Source organism: Myceligenerans halotolerans (genome assembly GCF_054782975.1).
On record NZ_BAAGRL010000021.1, the window covers coordinates 270,186 to 290,035 of the forward strand.

22 protein-coding genes are annotated in these 19,850 nt (G+C 70.1%); 6 read left to right on the top strand and 16 right to left on the bottom strand.

The features are described from left to right. Positions 1–3 precede the first annotated feature (3 nt). Positions 4–684, top strand: a complete 681-nt coding sequence (locus ACYVK5_RS14790; RefSeq protein WP_460706253.1) for a 4a-hydroxytetrahydrobiopterin dehydratase — start codon at positions 4–6, stop codon at positions 682–684. A gap of 25 nt (positions 685–709) precedes the next feature. Here ACYVK5_RS14790 and ACYVK5_RS14795 read toward each other — a convergent pair whose 3' ends face one another. Then, positions 710–1,216 (bottom strand): hypothetical protein, encoded by a 507-nt coding sequence (locus ACYVK5_RS14795; RefSeq protein ID WP_460706255.1) that lies wholly within the window; start codon positions 1,214–1,216, stop codon positions 710–712. 113 nt (positions 1,217–1,329) lie between these two features. Here ACYVK5_RS14795 and ACYVK5_RS14800 point away from each other — a divergent pair, with 113 nt between their 5' ends. Beyond that, positions 1,330–1,878 (top strand): gluconokinase, encoded by a 549-nt coding sequence (locus ACYVK5_RS14800; RefSeq protein WP_460706257.1) that lies wholly within the window; start codon positions 1,330–1,332, stop codon positions 1,876–1,878. 6 nt (positions 1,879–1,884) lie between these two features. Here the strand turns inward: ACYVK5_RS14800 and ACYVK5_RS14805 are convergent, their stop codons facing one another. The 10 genes from ACYVK5_RS14805 to ACYVK5_RS14850 all read right to left on the bottom strand — a co-directional run bounded on the left by ACYVK5_RS14805 (position 1,885) and on the right by ACYVK5_RS14850 (position 13,076). Continuing rightward, complete coding sequence (locus ACYVK5_RS14805; protein ID WP_460706259.1) at positions 1,885–2,631, bottom strand: ABC transporter permease; 747 nt, start codon at positions 2,629–2,631, stop codon at positions 1,885–1,887. Beyond that, positions 2,631–3,404 (bottom strand): ABC transporter ATP-binding protein, encoded by a 774-nt coding sequence (locus ACYVK5_RS14810; RefSeq protein ID WP_460706261.1) that lies wholly within the window; start codon positions 3,402–3,404, stop codon positions 2,631–2,633. Before ACYVK5_RS14810 ends, ACYVK5_RS14805 begins: the two co-directional genes overlap by 1 nt. A 153-nt stretch (positions 3,405–3,557) precedes the next feature. After that, complete coding sequence (locus ACYVK5_RS14815; RefSeq protein WP_460706263.1) at positions 3,558–4,400, bottom strand: DUF4097 family beta strand repeat-containing protein; 843 nt, start codon at positions 4,398–4,400, stop codon at positions 3,558–3,560. Between the two features lie 63 nt (positions 4,401–4,463). Next, positions 4,464–4,961, bottom strand: a complete 498-nt coding sequence (locus ACYVK5_RS14820) for a toxin-antitoxin system HicB family antitoxin (protein WP_460706265.1) — start codon at positions 4,959–4,961, stop codon at positions 4,464–4,466. A gap of 56 nt (positions 4,962–5,017) precedes the next feature. Beyond that, complete coding sequence (locus ACYVK5_RS14825) at positions 5,018–6,250, bottom strand: ROK family transcriptional regulator (RefSeq protein WP_460706267.1); 1,233 nt, start codon at positions 6,248–6,250, stop codon at positions 5,018–5,020. Positions 6,251–6,252: 2 nt separating this feature from the next. After that, positions 6,253–8,862, bottom strand: a complete 2,610-nt coding sequence (locus tag ACYVK5_RS14830; RefSeq protein ID WP_460706269.1) for a beta-galactosidase — start codon at positions 8,860–8,862, stop codon at positions 6,253–6,255. Position 8,863: 1 nt separating this feature from the next. Then, positions 8,864–9,505: a YesL family protein gene (locus tag ACYVK5_RS14835; protein ID WP_460706271.1), complete on the bottom strand. Its 642-nt coding sequence runs from the start codon at positions 9,503–9,505 to the stop codon at positions 8,864–8,866. A gap of 78 nt (positions 9,506–9,583) precedes the next feature. Next, positions 9,584–11,143, bottom strand: coding sequence for an ABC transporter substrate-binding protein (locus ACYVK5_RS14840; RefSeq protein ID WP_460706273.1), 1,560 nt, complete (start codon positions 11,141–11,143; stop codon positions 9,584–9,586). 109 nt (positions 11,144–11,252) lie between these two features. Next, the gene (locus ACYVK5_RS14845; protein ID WP_460706275.1) at positions 11,253–12,173 is read right to left on the bottom strand and encodes a carbohydrate ABC transporter permease; all 921 of its coding nucleotides are present in this window, start codon (positions 12,171–12,173) and stop codon (positions 11,253–11,255) included. Positions 12,174–12,209: 36 nt separating this feature from the next. Further along, positions 12,210–13,076 carry an ABC transporter permease gene (locus ACYVK5_RS14850; RefSeq protein WP_460706277.1) on the bottom strand — a complete coding sequence of 289 codons (867 nt, stop codon included), beginning with the start codon at positions 13,074–13,076 and terminating at the stop codon, positions 12,210–12,212. Here ACYVK5_RS14850 and ACYVK5_RS14855 point away from each other — a divergent pair. Continuing rightward, a complete protein-coding gene (locus ACYVK5_RS14855; RefSeq protein ID WP_460706279.1) occupies positions 13,075–13,260 on the top strand; it encodes a hypothetical protein in 186 nt (61 codons plus the stop codon). The two genes, ACYVK5_RS14850 and ACYVK5_RS14855, sit on opposite strands and share 2 nt — an antisense overlap. A 111-nt stretch (positions 13,261–13,371) precedes the next feature. Here the strand turns inward: ACYVK5_RS14855 and ACYVK5_RS14860 are convergent, their stop codons facing one another. Then, positions 13,372–13,701 (bottom strand): nuclear transport factor 2 family protein, encoded by a 330-nt coding sequence (locus tag ACYVK5_RS14860; RefSeq protein ID WP_460706281.1) that lies wholly within the window; start codon positions 13,699–13,701, stop codon positions 13,372–13,374. Between the two features lie 159 nt (positions 13,702–13,860). Further along, positions 13,861–14,850 (bottom strand): oxygenase MpaB family protein, encoded by a 990-nt coding sequence (locus tag ACYVK5_RS14865; protein ID WP_460706283.1) that lies wholly within the window; start codon positions 14,848–14,850, stop codon positions 13,861–13,863. Between the two features lie 191 nt (positions 14,851–15,041). On the opposite strand from ACYVK5_RS14865, the gene ACYVK5_RS14870 reads away from it, so the two are divergent. Continuing rightward, positions 15,042–15,422 (top strand): winged helix-turn-helix transcriptional regulator, encoded by a 381-nt coding sequence (locus tag ACYVK5_RS14870; protein ID WP_460706285.1) that lies wholly within the window; start codon positions 15,042–15,044, stop codon positions 15,420–15,422. A gap of 6 nt (positions 15,423–15,428) precedes the next feature. Here ACYVK5_RS14870 and ACYVK5_RS14875 read toward each other — a convergent pair whose 3' ends face one another. Then, a complete protein-coding gene (locus ACYVK5_RS14875; protein WP_460706287.1) occupies positions 15,429–16,133 on the bottom strand; it encodes a class I SAM-dependent DNA methyltransferase in 705 nt (234 codons plus the stop codon). Between the two features lie 296 nt (positions 16,134–16,429). Here ACYVK5_RS14875 and ACYVK5_RS14880 point away from each other — a divergent pair, with 296 nt between their 5' ends. Next, on the top strand, positions 16,430–17,857 hold the full coding sequence (locus tag ACYVK5_RS14880; RefSeq protein ID WP_460706289.1) for a hypothetical protein: 1,428 nt from the start codon (positions 16,430–16,432) through the stop codon (positions 17,855–17,857). Positions 17,858–17,953: 96 nt separating this feature from the next. Here ACYVK5_RS14880 and ACYVK5_RS14885 read toward each other — a convergent pair whose 3' ends face one another. After that, positions 17,954–18,862, bottom strand: a complete 909-nt coding sequence (locus tag ACYVK5_RS14885; RefSeq protein WP_460706291.1) for a phosphotransferase family protein — start codon at positions 18,860–18,862, stop codon at positions 17,954–17,956. Continuing rightward, positions 18,859–19,206: a 5-formyltetrahydrofolate cyclo-ligase gene (locus ACYVK5_RS14890; protein WP_460706293.1), complete on the bottom strand. Its 348-nt coding sequence runs from the start codon at positions 19,204–19,206 to the stop codon at positions 18,859–18,861. Before ACYVK5_RS14890 ends, ACYVK5_RS14885 begins: the two co-directional genes overlap by 4 nt. Before the next feature lie 39 nt (positions 19,207–19,245). Between ACYVK5_RS14890 and ACYVK5_RS14895 the strand changes: the two genes are divergently transcribed. After that, complete coding sequence (locus ACYVK5_RS14895) at positions 19,246–19,569, top strand: hypothetical protein (RefSeq protein WP_460706295.1); 324 nt, start codon at positions 19,246–19,248, stop codon at positions 19,567–19,569. The last annotated feature ends 281 nt before the right edge of the window (positions 19,570–19,850 follow it).

The window sequence follows — 19,850 nt, forward strand, 5'->3', positions numbered from 1 at the left end:
CCCATGAGCACTCTCACCGGAAAGCAGATCGACAACCTGGGGCTGACGGGCTGGGTCTTCCTCGGGGACGCCCTCTACACGCGTGCCGCCACGGGCACCTTCGCGGCGGGCCTCGCCCTGGTCGACGCCGTCGACGCCGCGGCCGAGGAGGCGAACCACCACCCCGACGTGGACCTGCGCTACCCCCACGTCGACATCCGCCTGACGAGCCACGACGCCGGCGGCGTCACCGAGCGCGACATCGCGATGGCCCGCACCGTCACCGATCTGGCTCGCGAGGCCGGCGTAAGCCTGGACGGCACCGGCCTGTCACGCGTGGAGCTGGCGCTCGACACGCCGGCTCAGGACGGCGTGCTGCCGTTCTGGCGCGAGCTTCTCGCCTACGAGGACGGCGCGGCCGAGGGCGCACGGCCGTGGGCCGGGGACGAGATCGGAGACCCGACGGGCCGCCTGCCCGTCGTCTGGTTCCAGGCCTCGGGCAGCGAGGAGCCGCGGCAGCGCTGGCACCTGGACGTGTGGGTCGACCCGTCGCAGGTCCAGGACCGTATCGACCAGGCCGTCGCCGCAGGAGGAAGGGTGGTCGACGACAGCGAGAAGCCGTCGTTCGTGGTACTCGCCGATGCCGAGGGCAACCGCTCCTGCCTCTGCACGTGGCGGGACCCGGACAACGAAGGCGGCGAATAGGGCCGCGCGTCCGCCCGGACGGCCGTCAGACGCGGCGCGGCAGCGGCTTCAGGACGCCGTCCTCCGTGCGGGCCTGGACCATCGACTCCGGGGCCGGGGCGGGCGGGGCCGCCAGCTCCGAGGCGTCGGCCGTGGCGCGGCAGTAGACGCCGCCCCGCACCTCGCGGCAGAGCGTGTGCAGTTCCGCGGCGAAGCGGTACAGGTCCTCGCCGTTCGACACGCGGCGGAAGCGGCGCGACATCGACCACTGGTCGACCAGGAGCTTCACCGTGTCCGGCTGCACGCGCCCGTACAGCGACAGGATGTGCGCGGAGAGCCGGATCACCAGGCGCGCGCCGTCCTCGCTCTCGGCGATCATCTGCGCGCTCAGCAGGCCGTCGTCGTCCCGGCGAGCGCCGAGCAGCCGCTCGAGCTGGCCGAGCACCGATGCGGGGTCGACGACGTGCGACTGCACGGTCGCGCCGAGGGACCGCCCGTCGATGGTCCCTGCAGCGGTCTCGTCGTCTGGGCTCGCGAAGTACTCGAACAACATGCGGAGCATCATCCCCTATGTCCGAGCCCTCTCCCAAACCCGGATGACGCGGCGGCTACTCACTCCGCGACCGGCCTGACGGCGCACCACCGATCGACGGCCATGATGAGGCCATGAGCACTGAACCTGCCGGCGCTGCCGGCTCGCGGCACCGGGCGATCGTCGTGATGGGCACCGCCGGGTCGGGCAAGACGACGGTCGCCGCCCTCCTCGCCGGTCGCCTCGGCGCGGCCTTCGCCGAGGGCGACGACTTCCACTCTCCCGAGAACGTCGCCAAGATGGCGGCGGGCCGGCCCTTGGACGACGACGACCGCCGCCCCTGGCTGCGCGAGATCCGCGACTGGCTGGCCGGGGAACTGCGGGAGGGCCGCACCGCCGTCGTCCCCTGCAGCGCCCTGCGCCGCGAGTACCGCGACATCCTGCGCACGGCCGGGCGGGCGGGAGCCGGGGACGACGTGTGGTTCGTGCACCTCACCGGCTCCTACGCCCTGCTCCGCGAGCGCATCCAGGGCCGCGCCGGGCACTTCATGAAGCCGGCCATGCTCGACAGCCAGCTCGCCACGCTGGAACCGTTGGCGGACGACGAGCCCGGGATCAGCGTCGACGTGGCGCCCGGCCCCGCCGAGATCGTCGACGAGATCGAGCGCCACCTGGGCACCTGAGGTGGGTCAGATCCTCTTGCGGTAGGTGCGGAGGGCCAGGGCGTAGCAGAGGGCCCCGATGCCGACGATCCAGGCCAGCGCGACCCAGATGTCGTCGCCGGCCGGCCGCCCCTCGAACAGCGCCCGCAGCGTCTCGACCACGGAGGTGACCGGCTGGTTCTCGGCGAACCAGCGGACCGGGCCGGGCATCGACTCCGTGGGCGCGAACGCGGAGCTGAGGAACGGCAGGAAGATCAGCGGGTAGGAGAACGCGCCCGCGCCCTCCATGGTCGTGGCGGTCAGGCCGGGGATCACCGACATCCAGGTCAGGGCCAGCGTGAACAGCGCGAGCACGCCGAGGGCGGCCAGCCAGTCGAGGAGGCTCGCCTCCGGGCGGAAGCCCATCGCGAACGCGATGCCGACGATGAGGACCGCGGTGACCGCGTTCGACACCATCGAGGTCAGCACGTGCGACCACAGCACCGCCGAGCGGGAGATCGGCATGGTGCTGAGCCGGGCCGTGATGCCCTTGCTGGTGTCGTTGAAGATCCGCAGGGCCGTGTAGGCCACGCTGGACGCGATGGTGATGAGCAGGATTCCCGGCAGCAGGTAGTTGGTGTAGTTGGCCCCGCCGGTCTCGATCGCCCCGCCGAACACGTACCGGAACAGCAGGAAGATCGCGATCGGGGTGATGGCGACCGTGATGATCGTGTCGGGGCTGCGCAGGATCTGCTTCATCAGGCGCCCGGTGAGTGTCGAGGTGTCGCGAAGCATCAGTTCGCCTCCTTCTTTCCGATGATGGCGAGGAAGATCTCCTCGAGGGTGGGCTGCTTCTCGACGTACTCGACCGTGGCCGGCGGGAACATCGTCGTGAGCTCGGCGAGCGTGCCGTTCGCGATGATGGTGCCCTCGTGCAGGATCGCGATGCGGTTCGCGAGCTGCTCGGCCTCCTCCAGGTACTGGGTCGTGAGCAGGATGGTGGTGCCGTTCTCGGCCAGTCCCTTGACGGTGCGCCAGACCTCGAGGCGCGCCTCGGGGTCCAGGCCGGTGGTGGGCTCGTCGAGGAAGATGATCTCCGGGGAGCCGACCAGGCTCATGGCGATGTCGAGGCGGCGCTTCATGCCGCCGGAGTAGGTGCCGGCGCGGCGGTCCGCGGCGTCGGTCAGGCCGAACTGCGCGAGCAGGCCCGTGGCGATCGTCCGCGGTCCCGGGACCCGGCGGAGCCGCGCGATCAGCTCGAGGTTCTCGCGCCCGGTCAGCACCTCGTCGACGGCGGCGAACTGCCCCGTCAGCGAGATGGAACGGCGGACCTTCTCGGGCCGCGCGACGACGTCGTGGCCGGCCAGGGACGCGCGGCCGCCGTCGGGCCGGAGCAGCGTGGTGCAGATGTTCACGGTGGTGGTCTTCCCGGCGCCGTTCGAGCCGAGCAGGGCGAAGATCTCGCCGGGCCGGACGTCGAAGGTGACGCCCTTGAGGACCTCGTTGTCGCCGAACGACTTTCTCAGGCCGACGACGTCGATCGCCGGGGCGGACACTGGGGTTGACATGATTCCTCCAGATGGGTGGGGGGCGTTTCCGGGCGCGCTCGGGTAGGGATCGGACACGATGGGGCCTCTCGGATGCGGGTCTCGGGCGGTGCGGTGCGGGTTTGGCGCGGGACGGGTGGTGTCACCCGCCCCGCGGGATCATCCGGCGGACGTTCAGGGCCGGCGGACGATGATGTCGCCGTAGCCCGTGCCGGCGTGGATCTCGGCGGTGGCCTCCTCCTCGCCGGGAGCCTCGGCGGGGGTGAGCTGGTTGCGGACCGCGCCGTGCTCGGAGGCGACGTCGAGGAACGCGGCCGTCCCCTCGGGGACGCCCACCTCGATCGAGCCGTAGGACGTGTTGAGCGTGACGCTGCCCGACACCACGTTGTTCACGCGGATCCCGGCGTGGGCCGACTTGGCGATGAGGGTGCCGGTCACGCGGCTCACCGCGATCTCGGCGTGCGCCCCGGTCACCTCCAGCGACCCGGTGACGTCGCCGACGGTGACGGTGCCGTTGGTAGCCCGGACCGTGCCGTCGCCCGCGAACTCGTCGATGCGCACCGAGCCCGTGCTCACCTTGACGCTCGCGGTGCCGCTCACCCGGCCGACGACGGCGTTGCCCGCCGAGACCTTGAGGTCGACCCGATCGGCCCCGTCCATTCGGGCATCGCCGGCCGACGCGGTGAGGTCGACGACACCGAAGCGCCCCTCCCCGAAGAACGAGCCGATCTTGCCCCGGACGTCGGACCCCTCGGGCAGCTCGACCGTGATGTCCGCGGTGCCGGCGGCGAACGGGAGCACCCACTGCTTCCAGGAGCCGGGGTAGGTGATCTGGACGGACTCGCCGTCGCGCTCCACGCGGACCTCCTCCGCGGCACGCACGCTGCCGGACTTGGCCGGGTCGGTGGGCAGGACGGTCACGACGACGTCGTCCCGCTCGCTCGCGACGACGCGCAGGTTGCCGAAGGGAACCTCGACGACGACGGGGACGGGGCTGGTGGCAGGGAATGTGGGCATGGGAACCTCCGGGGTGGTGTCGGCGTGGTGTCAGGCGGGTCAGGAGATGGTGTCGCGGCGGGCTCAGCGCACCCAGCCGGTGTGCCGGTTCCGGGCCTGCCGGCCGGTGCCGGCCTGCGGGGCCGGGCCGCCGGCGGACGGTTCGAGCGCGGCGGCGACCGCGCGCACGAGCCACGTGTTGACCGAGACGCCGTCCCGAGCGGCGGCGACCTCGGCCTGCGCCTTGAGCCGGTCCGGCAGGCGCAGCGTGGTGCGGGTGGTGGCCGCACCGTCGACGTCGGCGCTCGCCGCGGCAGGCGCCGCGGCAGGCTCCGCAGGAGCGGCCGGCGCGACGACGAACTCCGGCTCCCCGCCGCGCAGCCGCACGTCGACCGAGCCGGGCGCGAGCTCGGCGGAGATCTCGCCGGCCGCCTCGGAGAGAGCGTCCAGCAGGACGAGGCGGACGGCGGCGTCGAGCGGCGCGGTCAAGCGCTGCGCGAGCTGCCGGGCGTCGTCACTCCCGGCCTCCGCCGCGATGACAAGGCGCCGCTGAAGATCGTCGACGTAGTGCGTGATGTCCATGGCACCACTATGACACCATCCGTGGTGTCACACAACCCCAAGTTGGTGTCGTGGTGTCAGAGCGTGATCGGGATCCGCGTCGTCAGGAGTCCGACGTCGGTCAGGAACCGTTCCAGCGCGATCGCGCCGACGCCCGTCGCGACCGGGTTGCCGCGGACGGTCGAGACGTCGAGGCGCAGGTCGTCGGCGGACCGGCCGGGCGCCTGCTCGACGAGCCGGGCGCGGGTCGCGGGCAGCAGATGCTCGCCGAGCGCCCACGTGGTCCAGCCGGTGAGCGTCACGATCTCCGGGTTGATGATCGCGACGAGGTCCGCGAGCGCCGATCCCAGGTAGTAGGCGGTGCGCTCGATGGTGCGCCGGACGGCGGGGTCGGGGTCGGGCCGTGCGGCGGCGTCGGCCATGGCGCTGATGAAGTCGCGCTGCATGGTGAGGTCGGCGAGGGGGTGGCCGGGCTCGATCTCGCGGAGGGTCTGCTGGATGCCGGGGGCGCCGACGTAGGCCTCGACGCACCCGCGGCGCCCGCAGCGGCATGCGCGTCCGTCGAGGACGAGGAGGGAGTGGCCCCATTCGCCGGCGGAGTTGGTCGCGCCGCGCAGGATGCGGCTCTCGAGCACGATTCCGGCGCCGACGCCGGTGCCGAGGTTGATGGTGATCATGCTGGAGCCGTACCGGCCGCGGCCGAGCCAGAGCTCGGCGGTGGCGATGACTTTGAGGGGGTTGTCGACGATGAGTGGCAGGCCGACGCGTTCTCGCAGGCGTTCCAGTTCGACCTTGTGCCAGTTCCAGTGCGGTACGACGACGGACGCTCCGGAGGCGCCCTGGACGAGTCCGGGGAGGGCGATGCCGACGCCGAGGACGTCGGCGCGGGTGACGCCTCCCTGGTGGAGGACGTCGTCGAGCGCGCTCCCGATGCCCTCGACCACGGTGGCGGGGTCGAGGACGTGCTCGTCGCGGGGTTCCTCGACGGAGGCGATCTGGCCGAGCGCGGCGTCGAACATGACGGCGCCCACGTAGGTCTCGGCGACGTCGATGCCGACGACGCGTCCGCGGGCGGCGTTCATGGTGAGGGTGGCGGTGGGGCGGCCGACTCGTCCGGCGGTCAGCTTCGTCTCGGCGACGATGCCTTCGGCGATCAGTTCGCCGACGATGGTCGCGACCGTGGACGGGCTCAGGCCGGTGACCCGGACGATCTCGTTCCGCGTGGTCTCTCCCGCGACGAGGACGGCGTGGAGGACGTCCAGCCTGGACTCGCTGCGGATGTCGCGCGACGTCCTCCTGGGGGTGGCCATGTTCACTCCTGGGCCGCAGTGGCTCGCACGCGTCCGAGCTGCGGGGACTCCTTCCCTCGCGTGCCACGGACCATGAGTCGGACCGCCCCAGTATTCCACGCGGCGGGCAGCCAGAGCCGGGTGGGGTCGCCTCCGGTGAAGCGCGGCCGGGCGTCGTCGTCGAGCCAGACGCGGCCGAGCAGTTCGCCGCCCGCGAACGCACTGACGCGGACCTGCCGTCCCTCGAACCGCAGTGAGAGCCCGCCGGCGGGGACGTCGGCGTCGAACCAGGCCTCGTCCCCGGGTGCGAGGTCGAGCGGGAGGCTCACGGGCTCGCCTGTCGCGGCGGTCGCGGCGAGCGCCAGGAGGGCGCCGTCGGGCTGCGGCTCGACGTCCCAGCCGCGTACCGGCTCGACCCGAAGGAGCTCGGCGCGCAGCCCGGCCCCCGGCCTGTGCGGCACCGTGACGGCAACGTCCGTTCCCTCCCCGGGTGCGAGGTAGAGCCACGGTTCGTCCTGCGTGACGACGTGCGTGACGCCGTCGACGACGACGCTCGCCGAGCCCTCGAGCCCGTCGAGGCGCAGCGCGTGGTGCGACCGTCCGTCGACCGGCAGGCCGCGCCGGTAGGTGACGGGCCCGCCGACGCGGGTGCTGCTCCAGCCCGCCAGGGCCCGCAGAGGCGCGGGCTCACCGGGCCAGGCACCCTCCCCCGTCACTTCCCACAGCGCGGACACGTCGGCGCGTCCGGCGACGGACCACACCTGCCCGAGCCCGCGCAGCGATCCCATCCGCAGGGCGGGCAGCCGCACGTCGTCGAAGTTGGCGTGGCCCCAGGTCTCGACGGTGGCCTCCAGACGGCGCGCTCCCGCGACCGGCACCAGCGTCGAGGCGCCGAAGCGCGCGAGGGTGGGCCGGACGTCGTCGTCCAGGGTGAGGTCCACGATGTCCGAGGCACCCTGCAACAGGAGCTCGGTAAGTCCCCCGACGTCGGCGCCGTAGTGCGTGCGTCCGCGGTAGACGCCCAGGCTCTCGGACGACGGCGGCAGGTCGTGCCGGGTCGTGGCGCCGCTCCGGGTGGCGAGGCCGAGGCGGGTGGCCATCGCGATAGGCAAGGGCTCACCCTCGGCAGGCAGGGCGGCCGGAAGGAGGGCGGGTAGGTCCACGGCAGGCGCGACGGGCGGGGCAACGACGTCGTCGGGGTGGAGGACGACGACATCCCACGTCGCGCCCCCCGCTGTGAGCGTCGCCCGGAGGGGTGTGCCGGGCGTGGGCGCGGCGAGGTCGGCGAACGCGAGGCCACCAGTAGCGCCTCGTCCTGCGGCGGCGGGATCAGGCGTCTCGAGCACGACGACGCTCGCGCCACGCGCCGACAGCACGAGTCCGTCCGGCCCGGCCCCGACGAGGTCGGCCGTCGCGAGACGAAGCGTCCCGGCCAGGCCGTAGGGCGCCAGCGGCAGGTCGCGCAGCACGAGGAGGCACGACGCCGGGGGCAGCGGAACCGTCACGTCGGCGGCAGGCAGCGTCACCGTCCCCCACTCCTCGGTGAGGTTCGGGACGCCGAGGAGCTCGCCGCCGCCGTCGAGCACGAGACGCGAGGGTTCCGCGCTGGTGGCGACGTCGCAGGTGTACGCGCCGGGCGCGGCTTCGGCGGTGGCGCGGGCGAGCGCCGGGCCGAGCGTGCGCAGGACCGCGGACAGGACGCGCGCCTCCGCGTGCTCGGGGCGCGGGGCGCCGACGGGGTCGAGGTAGCCGCCGAAGTCGTAGTCGTGCGACATGAAGCTGCCCGGGTCTCCCCAGTTGCCGACCGAGGGCGTCCAGCCGAAGTCGTACCCGGACGCCTGGAGGTACGGCGCGACGACCTTGGCCCCGCTGACGACGAGTCGCCGGAGCGTGGCGTGCCGCCGGTTCGTCTCGGTGACGAGCAGCGGCAGGCCGCGGTCGGCGGCGAGGTCCGTGTAGCGGCGGACCTCGGACTCGATGAACGCCGAGCTGTCGTCCGGGTAGAAGTTGACGGCCGGTACGACGTCGTCGACGTCACCCGTGGCGCCCGCGAGGTCGCCCTGCCCCGCACAGGCGACGAGCGGGACGCTGATCCCGTGCGCCACGGCGAGGTCGCGCAGCCGGCCGATGTACCCGGCGCGGTCCGCGCAGTCGAAGAAGTCGAGCTCGTTCTCGAGCTGGACCGCGACCACTGCGCCGCCGCGGCCGTGCTCGCGCGCGGCGAGCAGCGGGAGGACCTGGTCGAACCAGGCCTCCACGTGGGCCAGGTATTGCGGCTCGGCCTGGCGGAGCCGCAGCCCTTCGGTGAGGGTGAGCCATGCGGGCAGGGCGCCGCCGTCCCACTCGGAGCAGATGTAGGGGCCGGGGCGGGCGATCACCCCCAGGCCGGCGTCGTGGGCGAGGTCGAGGAAGGCCGCGACGTCGCGGCGTCCCCCGAAGTCCCACCGCCCGGGGGCGACCTCGTGGAAGTTCCACGGGAGGTAGACGTCGACGAGGTCGTAGCCCGAGGCCCGCACGGCCTCCAGGCGGGAGGCCCAGGACTCGCGGGGGACGCGGAAGTAGAAGAGGGAGGCGCACAGGCGCACCCGCTCGCCGCCGTCGAGCACGAGCCCTGAGGGGAGCAGTTCGATCACGTCAGCCTGCGCTTTCCATGGGGATGTACTTGCCGAAGACGCCGGTGAACACGACGGCGTTCACGAAGGCGATCCCCGCGAACCCGATCAGGAACCAGAGCAGGCCGTACCCCGCGACTGCCGGGTAGAAGGCCGTGACGACGACCGGCAGCGCGGTGACGACGAGGACGGCCAGCGACGCGAACAGGTGGCGGACGGACAGCTTGCGCGAGTTGTTCAGCACGTCGAGCACGCTGTTCTCGAACTTCGCGAGGTAGGGGAACGCGTACAGCGCGACCAGGACGACCCGGAACGCGATCAGGTAGCAGATCGCCTGCAGGACGAACCGGACGACGACGGAGATGCCGAGGATCTCGGCGGCCACGTACCACGCCGCGAGGACCAGCCCGAGGAACGCCACGGCCAGCCCGAGCAGGGTCGCCTGCCGGAAGTTCGCCCGGAACGACCGGAGGTAGTCCCCCGTCACGGATTCGTGCTCGTCGGTCAGGATCTTCATGGCGGTGTAGTTCAGGGCCGTCAGCGACGCCCCCAGCGTCACGACCGGGACGGACGTGACGACGAACAGGAGGTTGAGGATCATCAGGTCCGCGACCCTGGTCAGGAACCGCAGGAGCGGTGAGTCCGGGTGGAGGATTCTGCTCACGAGCGCCTCGTCTCTCGCGGACGGGCTGTGCGGGCCCGGCGCACGGGCCCGCACAGCGGGGATGGTGGACCTCGGGGCCTACTTCAGGCCGCGCTCCTCGGCCCAGGCATCCAGGTCGGCCTGGATCGAGTCCCTGGCATCCTCATAGCCGGCGTCGGTCAGCTTCTGCCGCATCTCCGCGATGGCGGCCTCCGGGTCGTCGAACTTGCCGTACTGGAGCTGCGGGATGTACTCGGAGAGCACGCCGCCCATGGCCGCGAGCGTCGGGTCGATCTGGTTCTTGTTCGGCACGAACGTCGAGTACGGGTAGTCCTTCGCCACCGCGTCGAGACCGTCGTAGATCTCCTGCTTGTTCGGGGCGTCCGTGACCCTGTCCAGCTCGAACTCGTCCATGCGGCCCGCCCAGAAGTTCGATCCCAGTGCGTCCGTGGTCTCGTCCCAGCCCTCGGGGCGGTCGAGCTTGCCGTCGTCGGTGACGATGTAGTCGGTGCCCTCGATGCCGAAGTTGAGGAGCTTGTAGGCCTCCTCGTCGTTCCGGATGACGTCGTAGACCTCGAGCGCCTTCTCGGGGTTGCCCGAGGTGGCGTTCACGGCCATGGCGCCGTGCGTGAGGATGTCCCTGAAGACGTTCCCGTTCTCCTGACCCCAGTAGAAGAACTTCGGGTCGGACGCGGGCTGCTTCTTGGTCATGTTGTCGACGATCGAGCCGACGAAGGTCTGCGTGTGGTGCTGGTCCGCGCCGGAGAGGCCGGCGTACATCTGCTCGCGCGTGACGCCGTCGTAGTTCAGCGCGTCCTCGCGCCAGACGCCGATCTCGTTCCACTCCTTCGCGAGCTCGGCGGCCTCCAGGAGCTCGTCACCCTCCATGTACCAGGACGTCACCGTGTACGGGTCCGATTCCGTGGTCTGGAACGGGAAGTAGTTCCCGGCGGTGAGCTGCCCGATCGTCTGGCCGTCGGTGTGTCCCTGGAGGTACCCGGTCAGCGCGGCCTCGTTGGCTCCCGCGATGTCCCAGGGGTAGGCGTCCTCCTGGTTCTCCTTGACCCACTCGAAGTAGGTCGTGAAGTCCTCGAACTTCGTGATCGTGCCGTCCTCGAAGCCCGCCTCGGTGGCCCAGTCGCCGCGGTAGAAGAACCCGTGGTTCGTCCACTGGGTGTAGTTGTCCTCGGGAATGAAGTAGATCTGGCCGTCGTCGAGCTTGGTCAGGTCCCAGTGCCCCTCGGCGTCCACCTGTTCCCAGGTCCGCGGCGCGTGCTCCTGGAGCATCTCCTCCGACAGCGGGAGGAACGCGCCCTTCTCGGCGTTCTCCCAGGCGAAGAGCCAGTCGGTCGCGGTGGTGATCAGGTCGATGCTGTCGTCGCCGGCGAGGAGCTGGGTGTTGTACTGGGTCTGCCAGTCGGCCCACTCGACGTAGAACAGGTCGAGGTTGGCGTTCGCCTCCTCCTCGAGCCGCGGGTTCAGCTCCTCCAGCATGGCCTCGAGGTGACCGTTGGTGGGCTTGTCTCCGAGCACGAGCATCGTGATCGTCGTTGGTTCCCCGGGCTCCGTGCCGTCGCTCGGGCCGCAGGCGGCGAGCGTCGCCGTCGTCATGGCCAGGGCGAGAGTCGCGGCCCCGGCCTTGGTGAGTGAATTTCTCATCGTTGAGACTCCATCGTTGTTTCGGTACTACAGGTCTTCCGTGAATGTTCCGGGCGCTGCAGATCCTTCTGGATGTGCCGGTCTGCAGGCCGCTTTCCGTCGCCGGCGCTCAGCCCTTGACCGCTCCGACCGTGATGCCGCTGACGAAGTACCTCTGGACGAAGGGGTAGACCAGCACGATCGGACCTGTCGCCACCACGGCGCTCGCCATCTTGAGCGTGTTGCTCGGAAGCTCCGTGATGCTGACGTTCGAGCCGGCCACCGAATTCCTCAGCGCGTTCGCGGTGTTGATGATGTTGTACAGGTGGTATTGCAGGGGCTTGAACTCCACCGTGCTCCCGAGGTACAGCGAGGAGAGGTACCACTCGTTCCAGTAACCCAGGGCCAGGAAAAGGCCGATCGTGGCCAGCGCCGGCTTCATCATCGGGAGGACGAGCCGGAGGAAGATCCGGAAGTCCCCCGCACCGTCGATCTTCCCGGACTCGACGATCTCGTAGGGGATCGACCGCATGAAGTTCTTCATCAGGATGATGAGCCACGGGGTCATGAGCAGTGGGAGGAACACCGCAAGGTAGCTGCCCCTCAGCTCCAGGTAGCGCGCGACCCAGATGTACGTGGGCGCCAGCCCCGCGGAGAAGAGCGTCGTGAAGTAGATGAAGAACGCGATGCCGTTCCTGAAGGGGAAGTCCCGCCGGTTCAGGGCGTATCCCGTCATGGAGATGATGAACAGCCCGATGGCGGTACCCGAGACGGTCATCACGATCGTGACGACGTACGAGCCGATGATCTGCCGGGGAGCCCGGAAGATGTACTCGTAGGCGGCGAGCGTGAATTCCTTGGGCAGCAGGCCGAAGCCGTCCCGCATGATCGCGGACTCGCTGGACAGCGACGCCGAGACGATCAGGATGAAGGGCAGCGTGCAGAACACGGCGAACGTCGTGACCGTGAGATACGAGATCCCCCGCAGCACGTAGTCGCTCCTGTCGAGCCTGACCTTGCGCGGCCGCTTCGTCGCGACGACGTGACTCATCTCGTACCTTTCTGCGTCAGAACAGCGAGTGGCTTCTCAGAACAGCGCATAGTCTTCGTTGATCCTTCGCACGATCCAGTTGGCCAGCAGCACGAGCGCGAACCCGAACAGGGACTGGTACAACCCCACCGCCGTCGACGACGTGAAATTGTTCTGGGACAGGATCATCCGGTACACGGAGGTCTCGATGATGTCCGTGGTGGAGAACAGCGCGGCGTTGTTCCCTACCAGGTTCCAGAACAGGCCGAAGTTTCCCTGCATGATCCCGCCCAGCGAGAACAGGAGAAGGATGATGAACGTGGGCTTCAGGCTCGGGAGAATGATGTGCCGGATGCGCTGCCAGGCGGAGGCGCCGTCGATCGCGGCCGCCTCGAACAGGGAGTTGTCGATGCCCATGATCGCCGCGAAGTAGACGATGGATCCGTACCCGGTGCTCTGCCAGAGCTGGAAGAGGACGATGATGATCGGCCAGGCGCCGGCGGTGCTGTAGATCTTGATCGGGTCCCCGCCGGTCTGCTGGATGAGCGCGTTGACGTACCCGGTGTCGTAGTTCAGCAGGTTGAAGGCGATGACCCCGATGAGGACCACGGAGATGAAGTACGGCAGGAACATCACGGCCTGGCTGATCTTCTTGAAGTACTTCGCCCTGATCTCGTTCAGCATCACCGCCAGCGCGATCTGGAGGATGTTCCCCAGCACGATGAAGGCCAGGTTGTAGAGGATCGTGTTCTTGGTGAGCTGCCACAGCTGCCCGGACTGTATGAGGAACTCGAAGTTCCGCAGGCCCACGAAGGGGCTCCCGAAGATCCCGTCCCGGTAGTTGAAGTTCGTGAACGCGATCCACGCCCCCGGCATCGGGGCGTAGGCGAAGACGATGAAGAACGCGATGGCCGGGAGGCACATGAGGAGCAGCGTCCGGTTCCGGCTGATCCGTCTCAGCAACGACTTCCGGGGTCGCGTCGGCGCACGGTCACGCCGCTCCGCGCTCGTCCGCGCCTCCACGCTCGCCTGCATCACCACGGCGGCCGCCTCTCTGCGGTCCGGCGCCGGCCTCGTTGCCGACGCCGCCAGGTTGCAACGCGGCTAAATCTAACCGTCGGAAAAACCTTGACACAACGGTCCGGGGTCACAGGACGGTCACGATGTTTGCGTTAACTTCCCGGGCGAGGCGGGCGGCGAGCGGCTCTCGCGCAGGCGGTCACTCGATGACGACGCGCGCGACCTTGCCGTCGCGCAGGCGGAACTTCAGCGGGCCGGTCCCGTTGAACCGGTTGCCGCTCACCTTCAGCGTCACGACGTGCTCGTCCGGGCCCTCGCCGTCCTCGCGCGAGACGACCTCGAACCGGCTGGCCATGCCGATGTTGTCGGTCTGGTTCCGCTCCGCGACGCCGTGGACACCGTGGAACTCGCGCCCCCAGTCGTACAGGTAGGCGTCGTCGGTGAACACCGCCAGGAAGCGATCGGTGTCGGCCGCGTTGGTCGCGTCGACGAACTCCTGGATCGGGGCGGGCAGGTCGGTGGTGGTCATCGTCTCTCTCCAAGGCTCGGGCCATCGGCTCGCTCACGACACTCCCACTCTCCCCCACGAGGCCTACGGCGGCGAGGCCTACGGGGTTCTCCTCGGAGTGCTCGTACCTCAAGCTGCTCGGGATACCGGAGGAGGATTTCGTCGCGACGCCGGAACCGGTCACCGCAGACGAGTTCGCCCAGCGGGGGTCCCGGCTGTGTGGCCGAACCGTTCGCGTGCCTCCGCGATCGACCAGACCTTGTCCCGCACGGGCGGCCGGCGCAGGAGCACCGGCTCGAGGATCTGATGGCACAGCGGCGCGAGCCGGCCCAGCACCCTGGCCGCGAGTGCCGGGTGGTCGTGCAGGTAGCGGTGGGCGAACCGCACCACGGGCCGGCCGAACACCGCCAGGAACAGCCTGTCGCCGGGCCCGTACCGCACGCCGCCGAGTTCGTTCGCCCATCGCGGCAGGGTCGAGGCGATGGCGCGCCAGGTGACCTTGTCCAGGAGGCGGCCGGCGACCCGCCCGGCGCGGCTCGGCAGGTCACTCGTGATGGCGCGTGCGCCGTGCACGAGAAACCGGTAGTGGGCCTGGGCGTGCTCCGATGCCGCGTTGCGGGCGCGCCGTTCGGCGAAGTACGTGCGCACGGCCTCGCGGCTGCGCGGCACCGTGTCCGGGTCGATGGTCTGCAGTTCGGCGGCCTTCGCGCAATCCGCCCAGTAGCGTGTCTCGTCCTCCGGGCTCAGCGGTCCCGGGCCGAACTCCTCGTAGCACTTGAGGATCGAGTGCCAGGCCGTGACGTGGATCCAGAGCTGGGACTCCGGGTGGTTCGCGTCGAACCGGGTGCCGGTGACCGGATCGGTGCCGTGGGAGCGGGCGTGGATCTTCTCGAGCTCGTCGGAGAGACGCAGCACGGTCTCGGCGTCCGCGTACAGGACCGCCGCGAAGTACTGCATGGTCCGGTCGTAGCGCAGCCGGGTCCGCCGCATGACCTGGCCGGTCTGCTGCACGGCAGCGCTCAGGTGCGGGTCGAGGAATTCGACGCTCACCGCCCGCATGAACCCGAGCACGGTGGACGTCGGGTAGAGCCAGACCCGGTAGGCGACCGAGCCGGGCCCGAAGAATCCCCGGTCGGCGTGCGGCCCGGCTGGTCCTCGCGCGCGTCCCACGGCCCGAGGCTACCCGGCTGCGGCCCGCACCTCGACCAGGCGGGCAAGCACCTCGTCCGCCTCGGGCCTGTCGAGTTCGGTGTAGATGAGGTGGGCGTACTCGTAATGTGTCCGGGCCTGCTCGGTCGCACCCAGGGCTAGGTACCCCCAGGAAAGTATCGGAGCGATGCCGTGACTCCGGGAGAGACACCATGACGACCTGGCCCACACCGCCGGCCGACACCCCGACCGAGGCCTGCCCGATCACCCGCGCGGTCGACGTCGTCCACTCCCGCTGGACGACGCCGATCCTCTGGGCCCTCCACACGCACGGCGCGCAACGCTTCGGAGAGCTCCAGCGGAGCCTGGAGATCAGCCCGAAGGTCCTCGCCGCGAAGCTGCGGCAGATGGAACGTGACGGCCTGATCACTCGCCGCGCGTATGGCGAGGTCCCGCCGCGCGTCGAGTACGACGTCACGGAACTCGGCCTCACCCTGCAACCCGTCTTCGTGGCACTCAGCACCTGGTGGAGCGAGCACGAGCCGAACGTCCGCGCGGCACGCGAGAGCTACGCGGGGCCGCTTCCGCGCTGATGGGTCTCAGCCGACGTCGAGGACGAAGAAGAGGAAGGACACGAAGGCGGTCCGCTCTCCGCTCGCGATACGTGGCGGGAGGAGCTCGGACGGTGTGTCCGGGGAGGGTGCGGGTTCGGCCATGGATGCGATGCGGAACCCCGCAGCAGCAAAGGCGTCGGTCATCGCGTGCAGCGGCCGGTGCCAGAACGTCAGCGTCCCCGGCCGCCCAGCGAACTCGTACTCCTCCGAGTACTGCCGGATCGCGAAGTAGTCCTCGTCCGGGAAGAAGAAGGGGCGCACGAGCGGGTGGTTGACAGAGAGGATGAGGCGGCCGCCGGGCTTGAGGATCCGGTGCAGCTCGGTCAGCGGCGGGTGCCAGTCCTCGAGGTAGTGCAGGACGAGGGAGGCGACGACGTCGTCGAAGGTGTCGTCCGCGTAGGCCAGCGGCTGCGCGAGATCTGCGACGGTCAGCGGGACGCCGTCGCCGAGCCTGCGGCGGGCGAGCTCGATCATCGTGGGGCTGCCGTCGAACCCGGTCATGTCGGCGCCGCGGTGGCGCAGCTCGGCGGACAGCGGTCCGGAGCCGCAGCCCGCGTCGAGGATCTTGCGGCCACGTACGTCGCCCGCGAGGCGGAGCATGGCCGGCCGTTCGTACCAGGCGTTGAGCAGGCTCCCGGCGTTCTCTACGTCGTAGCTGGCTGCGAACTCGTCGTACTGGTCGGCCTTCATCGGATCCCCTTCGCCGGACGGCCCATATCCTGCGCGACGCTATCGGGCTGGCTCGCCGTGAAGGCCTCGCGGCCAGGCCTCTCCCCCAAGCGCGCCAGGTTCCTCCCAGCCACACTCACGCCGTCGCGCAGCAGTTCGGTAAACCTCCACAACCGCAGCGTCCGCCGTCGGTCAGCGCGACCGCCAGGGGCCGCCTGAGCCGCCCATCCACTCCGGGCCGAGGAACTACGCCACTCGGTGCCGTCGGCCTGGTGACTTTCGGTGTGGAGCCTGACCGCACTCCCTACGCTGGCGCGGTGAACACACAGGCCAGGCCGCTGGTCACGCTGGCAATCGCGGCTCTGCTCGCCACGGCGACGGCGGGCTGTGGCTACTCGTCGCAGGCGAAGAGCAAGAGCATCCACGAGCACTTCGACGGCATGGACGGCGTCGTCAAGGTCGACGTGCAGAGTCACGAACCGCTGCCGGGTGTGGGCGGCGTCGGTGCCACGATCCACCTCGAGCGCGACCTGCCCCTGGCCGACGTCGAGAACATCCTCGACGACGCCAGCCTCTTCCTGGCCTTCATCGAGAGCTCCGAGGGCGCAGTCGTCGCGGACGGCATCCAGATCGAGACCACCACTGACCTGGACGCGCGTGACGTGGCCATGTCCTGGTTCGAGGTGCTGCGCGACGAGCCCACGGCGGAATCCGCTCACATCGTGGCCGACGGGCCGGACCTCGAGGTCCAGACCCTCACATCCGCCGATCTCGCGGCGACCTACGTGGCGCTCCGGGACGGATGCTCCGGCCGTCCCTGTGACGATGTCGCCCTGAACGTCACGCAGCGCGGTACATCCCCTCTCGAAGAGGAAGAGTCACTCTTCGTCTCCGATGCCGTGGGAGTCGACCGCTCTCCGTCGGCACAGCCCGCGGACGGCGGCGCCGGCCCGTCCACGCACCCGCGGGGCGATGCGACGACGGCCGTCGAGGCCTATCGGAACATCTCCGCCGCGACACCGGTCGCGGCGGCGCACCTCACCCCGGGCTTCGCCAAGATCGCCGTCGCTCCGTACGACGACTTCCTGACCGCGCGGGCCAAGGCACGTGAGCTCTCCGCCGAGTACCACGCCCCCAGCATCCTTGTCACAGGCGGCGGAATCGTCACGGGCGAGGTCGGCCCGTTCGACGTCGGACGGATGGACGCGGTGGTGGACGCCCTCCTTGCAGAACGGACGGTCACGACGATCTCTCTCGGAGACCCCGTCACGATCGACGTGCCCGACGTCGATGCCATGGCCGACGTCGCCCGCGCCCTCGAGGAAGCATCTCTCGACGACGCGTGGATCGAGTTCGAGCTTCGCGCCGGCCCGGTCACGGCACGTGCGACAGCCGAAGACCTCGGCGAGATGATCACCATCGCTCGAGCCGCCGATGCCCCGATGACGCTGACGGTCAACGGGGTGAACCTGCTGCGCCAGCCCCGGCTGCACGCCAGGATCGAGATCGGGACTCCCGACGACGCCGCGGATCTCGTCCACGACCTGCGCCCCCTTGTGTCGGACGGCGACACGATCGAACTCGTCACCAGGGAAGAACTGACCGACACCCAGGTCGAGGTTTCCTTCGATGCTCACCACGAACGCGCCATCTGGGTCCAAGGCTCGGAAGAAGAGCTGCTACCTGAGGCCGAAGCCGTGGAGGATCAGCTCGTGACAGCCATCGAAGAGGGCTGGAACAGCTGACGCGCGGCCCGGCCGCACTGGCCGCGGACCGGATGCCACCCCCACTGGAGGGCATTCAGGGCGGCAGGTCTCGGCAATCTGCCGCCGTGACCCCCGTCAGAAGGCCGTCCACGTCCAGGGCTTGGGGACCTCACCGCGGAGGCACGCGATGCGGTGGGCGGCTTCGGCCGCGGCGCGCGAGTCGCCGGCGGCCTTCTCGGCGACGAAAGCGGTCCAGCGAAGCTCCTGGATGTCGGCCATCGTGCGGAACCAGGGCATGTGGGTGACGTCGTGACCGCCGTACGCGCCGACCAACGCGTCGTAGTCCGCGTCGCTGAGCCGCGCGAAGTCGGCGTGGTCGACGGCGACGGGGATCAGGTCCCAGTCGGGGTGCCCGAGCGCCATGGTCTCGAAGTCGAGCAGGACCGGCCCGTCGCCGTCGGGCACGACGACGTTGCCCTGCCAGGCGGAACCGTGGACGACGACGGTCCGGGTAGGCACCACTCCGGCGGTGATCTTCTCGCGCAGGCAGGCAAGGCGATCGAGAAGCCAGGCCCGATCCCTCTGCGCGATCCCGGTCGCACCACCGAGGCGCTGCTCGACCCGCGCGAGTGGTTCGACGGCGGACAGGCCAAGGCCCGCCGGGACCGGAAGCTCGTGCAACCGGCGCAGGACGGTCGCCAGTTCGGTCGTAGTGGCGTGGCGGTGTGGCGCGAGAGGCAGCCACCAGGTGACCGACCGGTCCCCGACGCGAACCGGCTGCTCGATTCCGGGTGCGGGCATGTTCGAGCGCAATCCCTGGTCGGCGAGCCACCCGGCAATCCGGACCTCCCGCTGGGCGACCACGAACGATCCCGGCCGGCCGACCCGGGCGACGAGTTCGGCGCGAGGCAAGAGGAAGAGAGCGTTCGAGCCATAGCGCAGCGGGCGAGCGCCGTCGTCGTCGATCCCGGCTTGGACCGCGGCCTCGTGCCCCACGGCAGCAACGCGATCGGTGGGATCGTGTTCGTGCGGCTCGGCACTCATGCGCTTCTGCTACGGCGGGCCGCCAGGGCCGGGATGTCCTGGATCTTGGCCTCGAGCATACGATCCCAGTCGATTCCGGTCGGTCGCTTGCGGATCGCGGTCTCGATCACCCGCGTCGGCGTGACGACCAGGTCGACGTGGAAGTCATGGTCAGCCTCCAGGATCGCGGAATCAACGACCTGGAGATCATGGACGGTCGTCGCGATCGTGGTCGCGGGCCCGATCAGGCCGGCCTCGGCCAGGATCGCGACCTCGATGTCACCGTAGCCGACGCCCTTTCCGATCCGAGCACCGGCAGTGTCGACCGCGACGCTGCCCGTGACGACCAGGTCGACCGGTCGCATCTGGTCGACGTCGATCCTCCGTGCGAAGCGGACGGCCGCGTGTCGATCCGCCGCGACCTCGATCCGCGGTCAGCGACGATCATCAGCCGTCCGTATCAGCAGCGCCGTGCGTGGGCCACGGTCCGGAAGGTCTGGCCGGAGCTCGACGTCGTGTGCTCCGCTCGGTGGCTGGAGCTGAAGGACTACGTCGAGTCCATCGGCGACGAGCAGCGAGTGCTGAACATGCTCGTCGGGGACACTCAGCGTCTGTGGGTCTACGCCGAGGCCGGATTCGCCGTCCCTGTCGAGGTCCCCGACAACGTACGCGACGCGTACGAGCGGCTCGTCGAAGCGGGATACACCAAGCGGCTGATCGCGAGGTAGTGGAAGCTCCCGGCCGCCACTCGATTCACTTCAGGGCGAAGCCGAACCCGCCGTTTGATGGGCGCTGCGCTGGATCGAGGCGCATCACCACCATTGGCGACGGCGCCACCACGGCGCTTCATGCCTACGACGACGGCCGCGGCGGCCGGGCCATGGCCGCCGCCTACCAGAGGGCCGTGGGGCGTCATCGGCGCCTCGGCCCCCGGCTACCGGCCCCGGGCCCGGGCCCGGGCCCGCGATGAGGGACCGTCATGACGGCGTTGTGCGGGAGGGACGCCGAC

Bases quoted from the DNA above. Each gene is read 5' to 3' on its own strand.
- ACYVK5_RS14790 (WP_460706253.1), top strand. From the start codon at position 4: ATGAGCACTCTCACCGGAAAGCAGATCGACAACCTGGGGCTGACGGGC.
- ACYVK5_RS14795 (WP_460706255.1), bottom strand. From the start codon at position 1,216: ATGTTGTTCGAGTACTTCGCGAGCCCAGACGACGAGACCGCTGCAGGG.
- ACYVK5_RS14800 (WP_460706257.1), top strand. From the start codon at position 1,330: ATGAGCACTGAACCTGCCGGCGCTGCCGGCTCGCGGCACCGGGCGATC.
- ACYVK5_RS14805 (WP_460706259.1), bottom strand. From the start codon at position 2,631: ATGCTTCGCGACACCTCGACACTCACCGGGCGCCTGATGAAGCAGATC.
- ACYVK5_RS14810 (WP_460706261.1), bottom strand. From the start codon at position 3,404: ATGTCAACCCCAGTGTCCGCCCCGGCGATCGACGTCGTCGGCCTGAGA.
- ACYVK5_RS14815 (WP_460706263.1), bottom strand. From the start codon at position 4,400: ATGCCCACATTCCCTGCCACCAGCCCCGTCCCCGTCGTCGTCGAGGTT.
- ACYVK5_RS14820 (WP_460706265.1), bottom strand. From the start codon at position 4,961: ATGGACATCACGCACTACGTCGACGATCTTCAGCGGCGCCTTGTCATC.
- ACYVK5_RS14825 (WP_460706267.1), bottom strand. From the start codon at position 6,250: ATGGCCACCCCCAGGAGGACGTCGCGCGACATCCGCAGCGAGTCCAGG.
- ACYVK5_RS14840 (WP_460706273.1), bottom strand. From the start codon at position 11,143: ATGAGAAATTCACTCACCAAGGCCGGGGCCGCGACTCTCGCCCTGGCC.
- ACYVK5_RS14845 (WP_460706275.1), bottom strand. From the start codon at position 12,173: ATGAGTCACGTCGTCGCGACGAAGCGGCCGCGCAAGGTCAGGCTCGAC.
- ACYVK5_RS14855 (WP_460706279.1), top strand. From the start codon at position 13,075: ATGAGGAGCAGCGTCCGGTTCCGGCTGATCCGTCTCAGCAACGACTTC.
- ACYVK5_RS14850 (WP_460706277.1), bottom strand. From the start codon at position 13,076: ATGTGCCTCCCGGCCATCGCGTTCTTCATCGTCTTCGCCTACGCCCCG.
- ACYVK5_RS14860 (WP_460706281.1), bottom strand. From the start codon at position 13,701: ATGACCACCACCGACCTGCCCGCCCCGATCCAGGAGTTCGTCGACGCG.
- ACYVK5_RS14870 (WP_460706285.1), top strand. From the start codon at position 15,042: ATGACGACCTGGCCCACACCGCCGGCCGACACCCCGACCGAGGCCTGC.
- ACYVK5_RS14875 (WP_460706287.1), bottom strand. From the start codon at position 16,133: ATGAAGGCCGACCAGTACGACGAGTTCGCAGCCAGCTACGACGTAGAG.
- ACYVK5_RS14885 (WP_460706291.1), bottom strand. From the start codon at position 18,862: ATGAGTGCCGAGCCGCACGAACACGATCCCACCGATCGCGTTGCTGCC.
- ACYVK5_RS14890 (WP_460706293.1), bottom strand. From the start codon at position 19,206: ATGCGACCGGTCGACCTGGTCGTCACGGGCAGCGTCGCGGTCGACACT.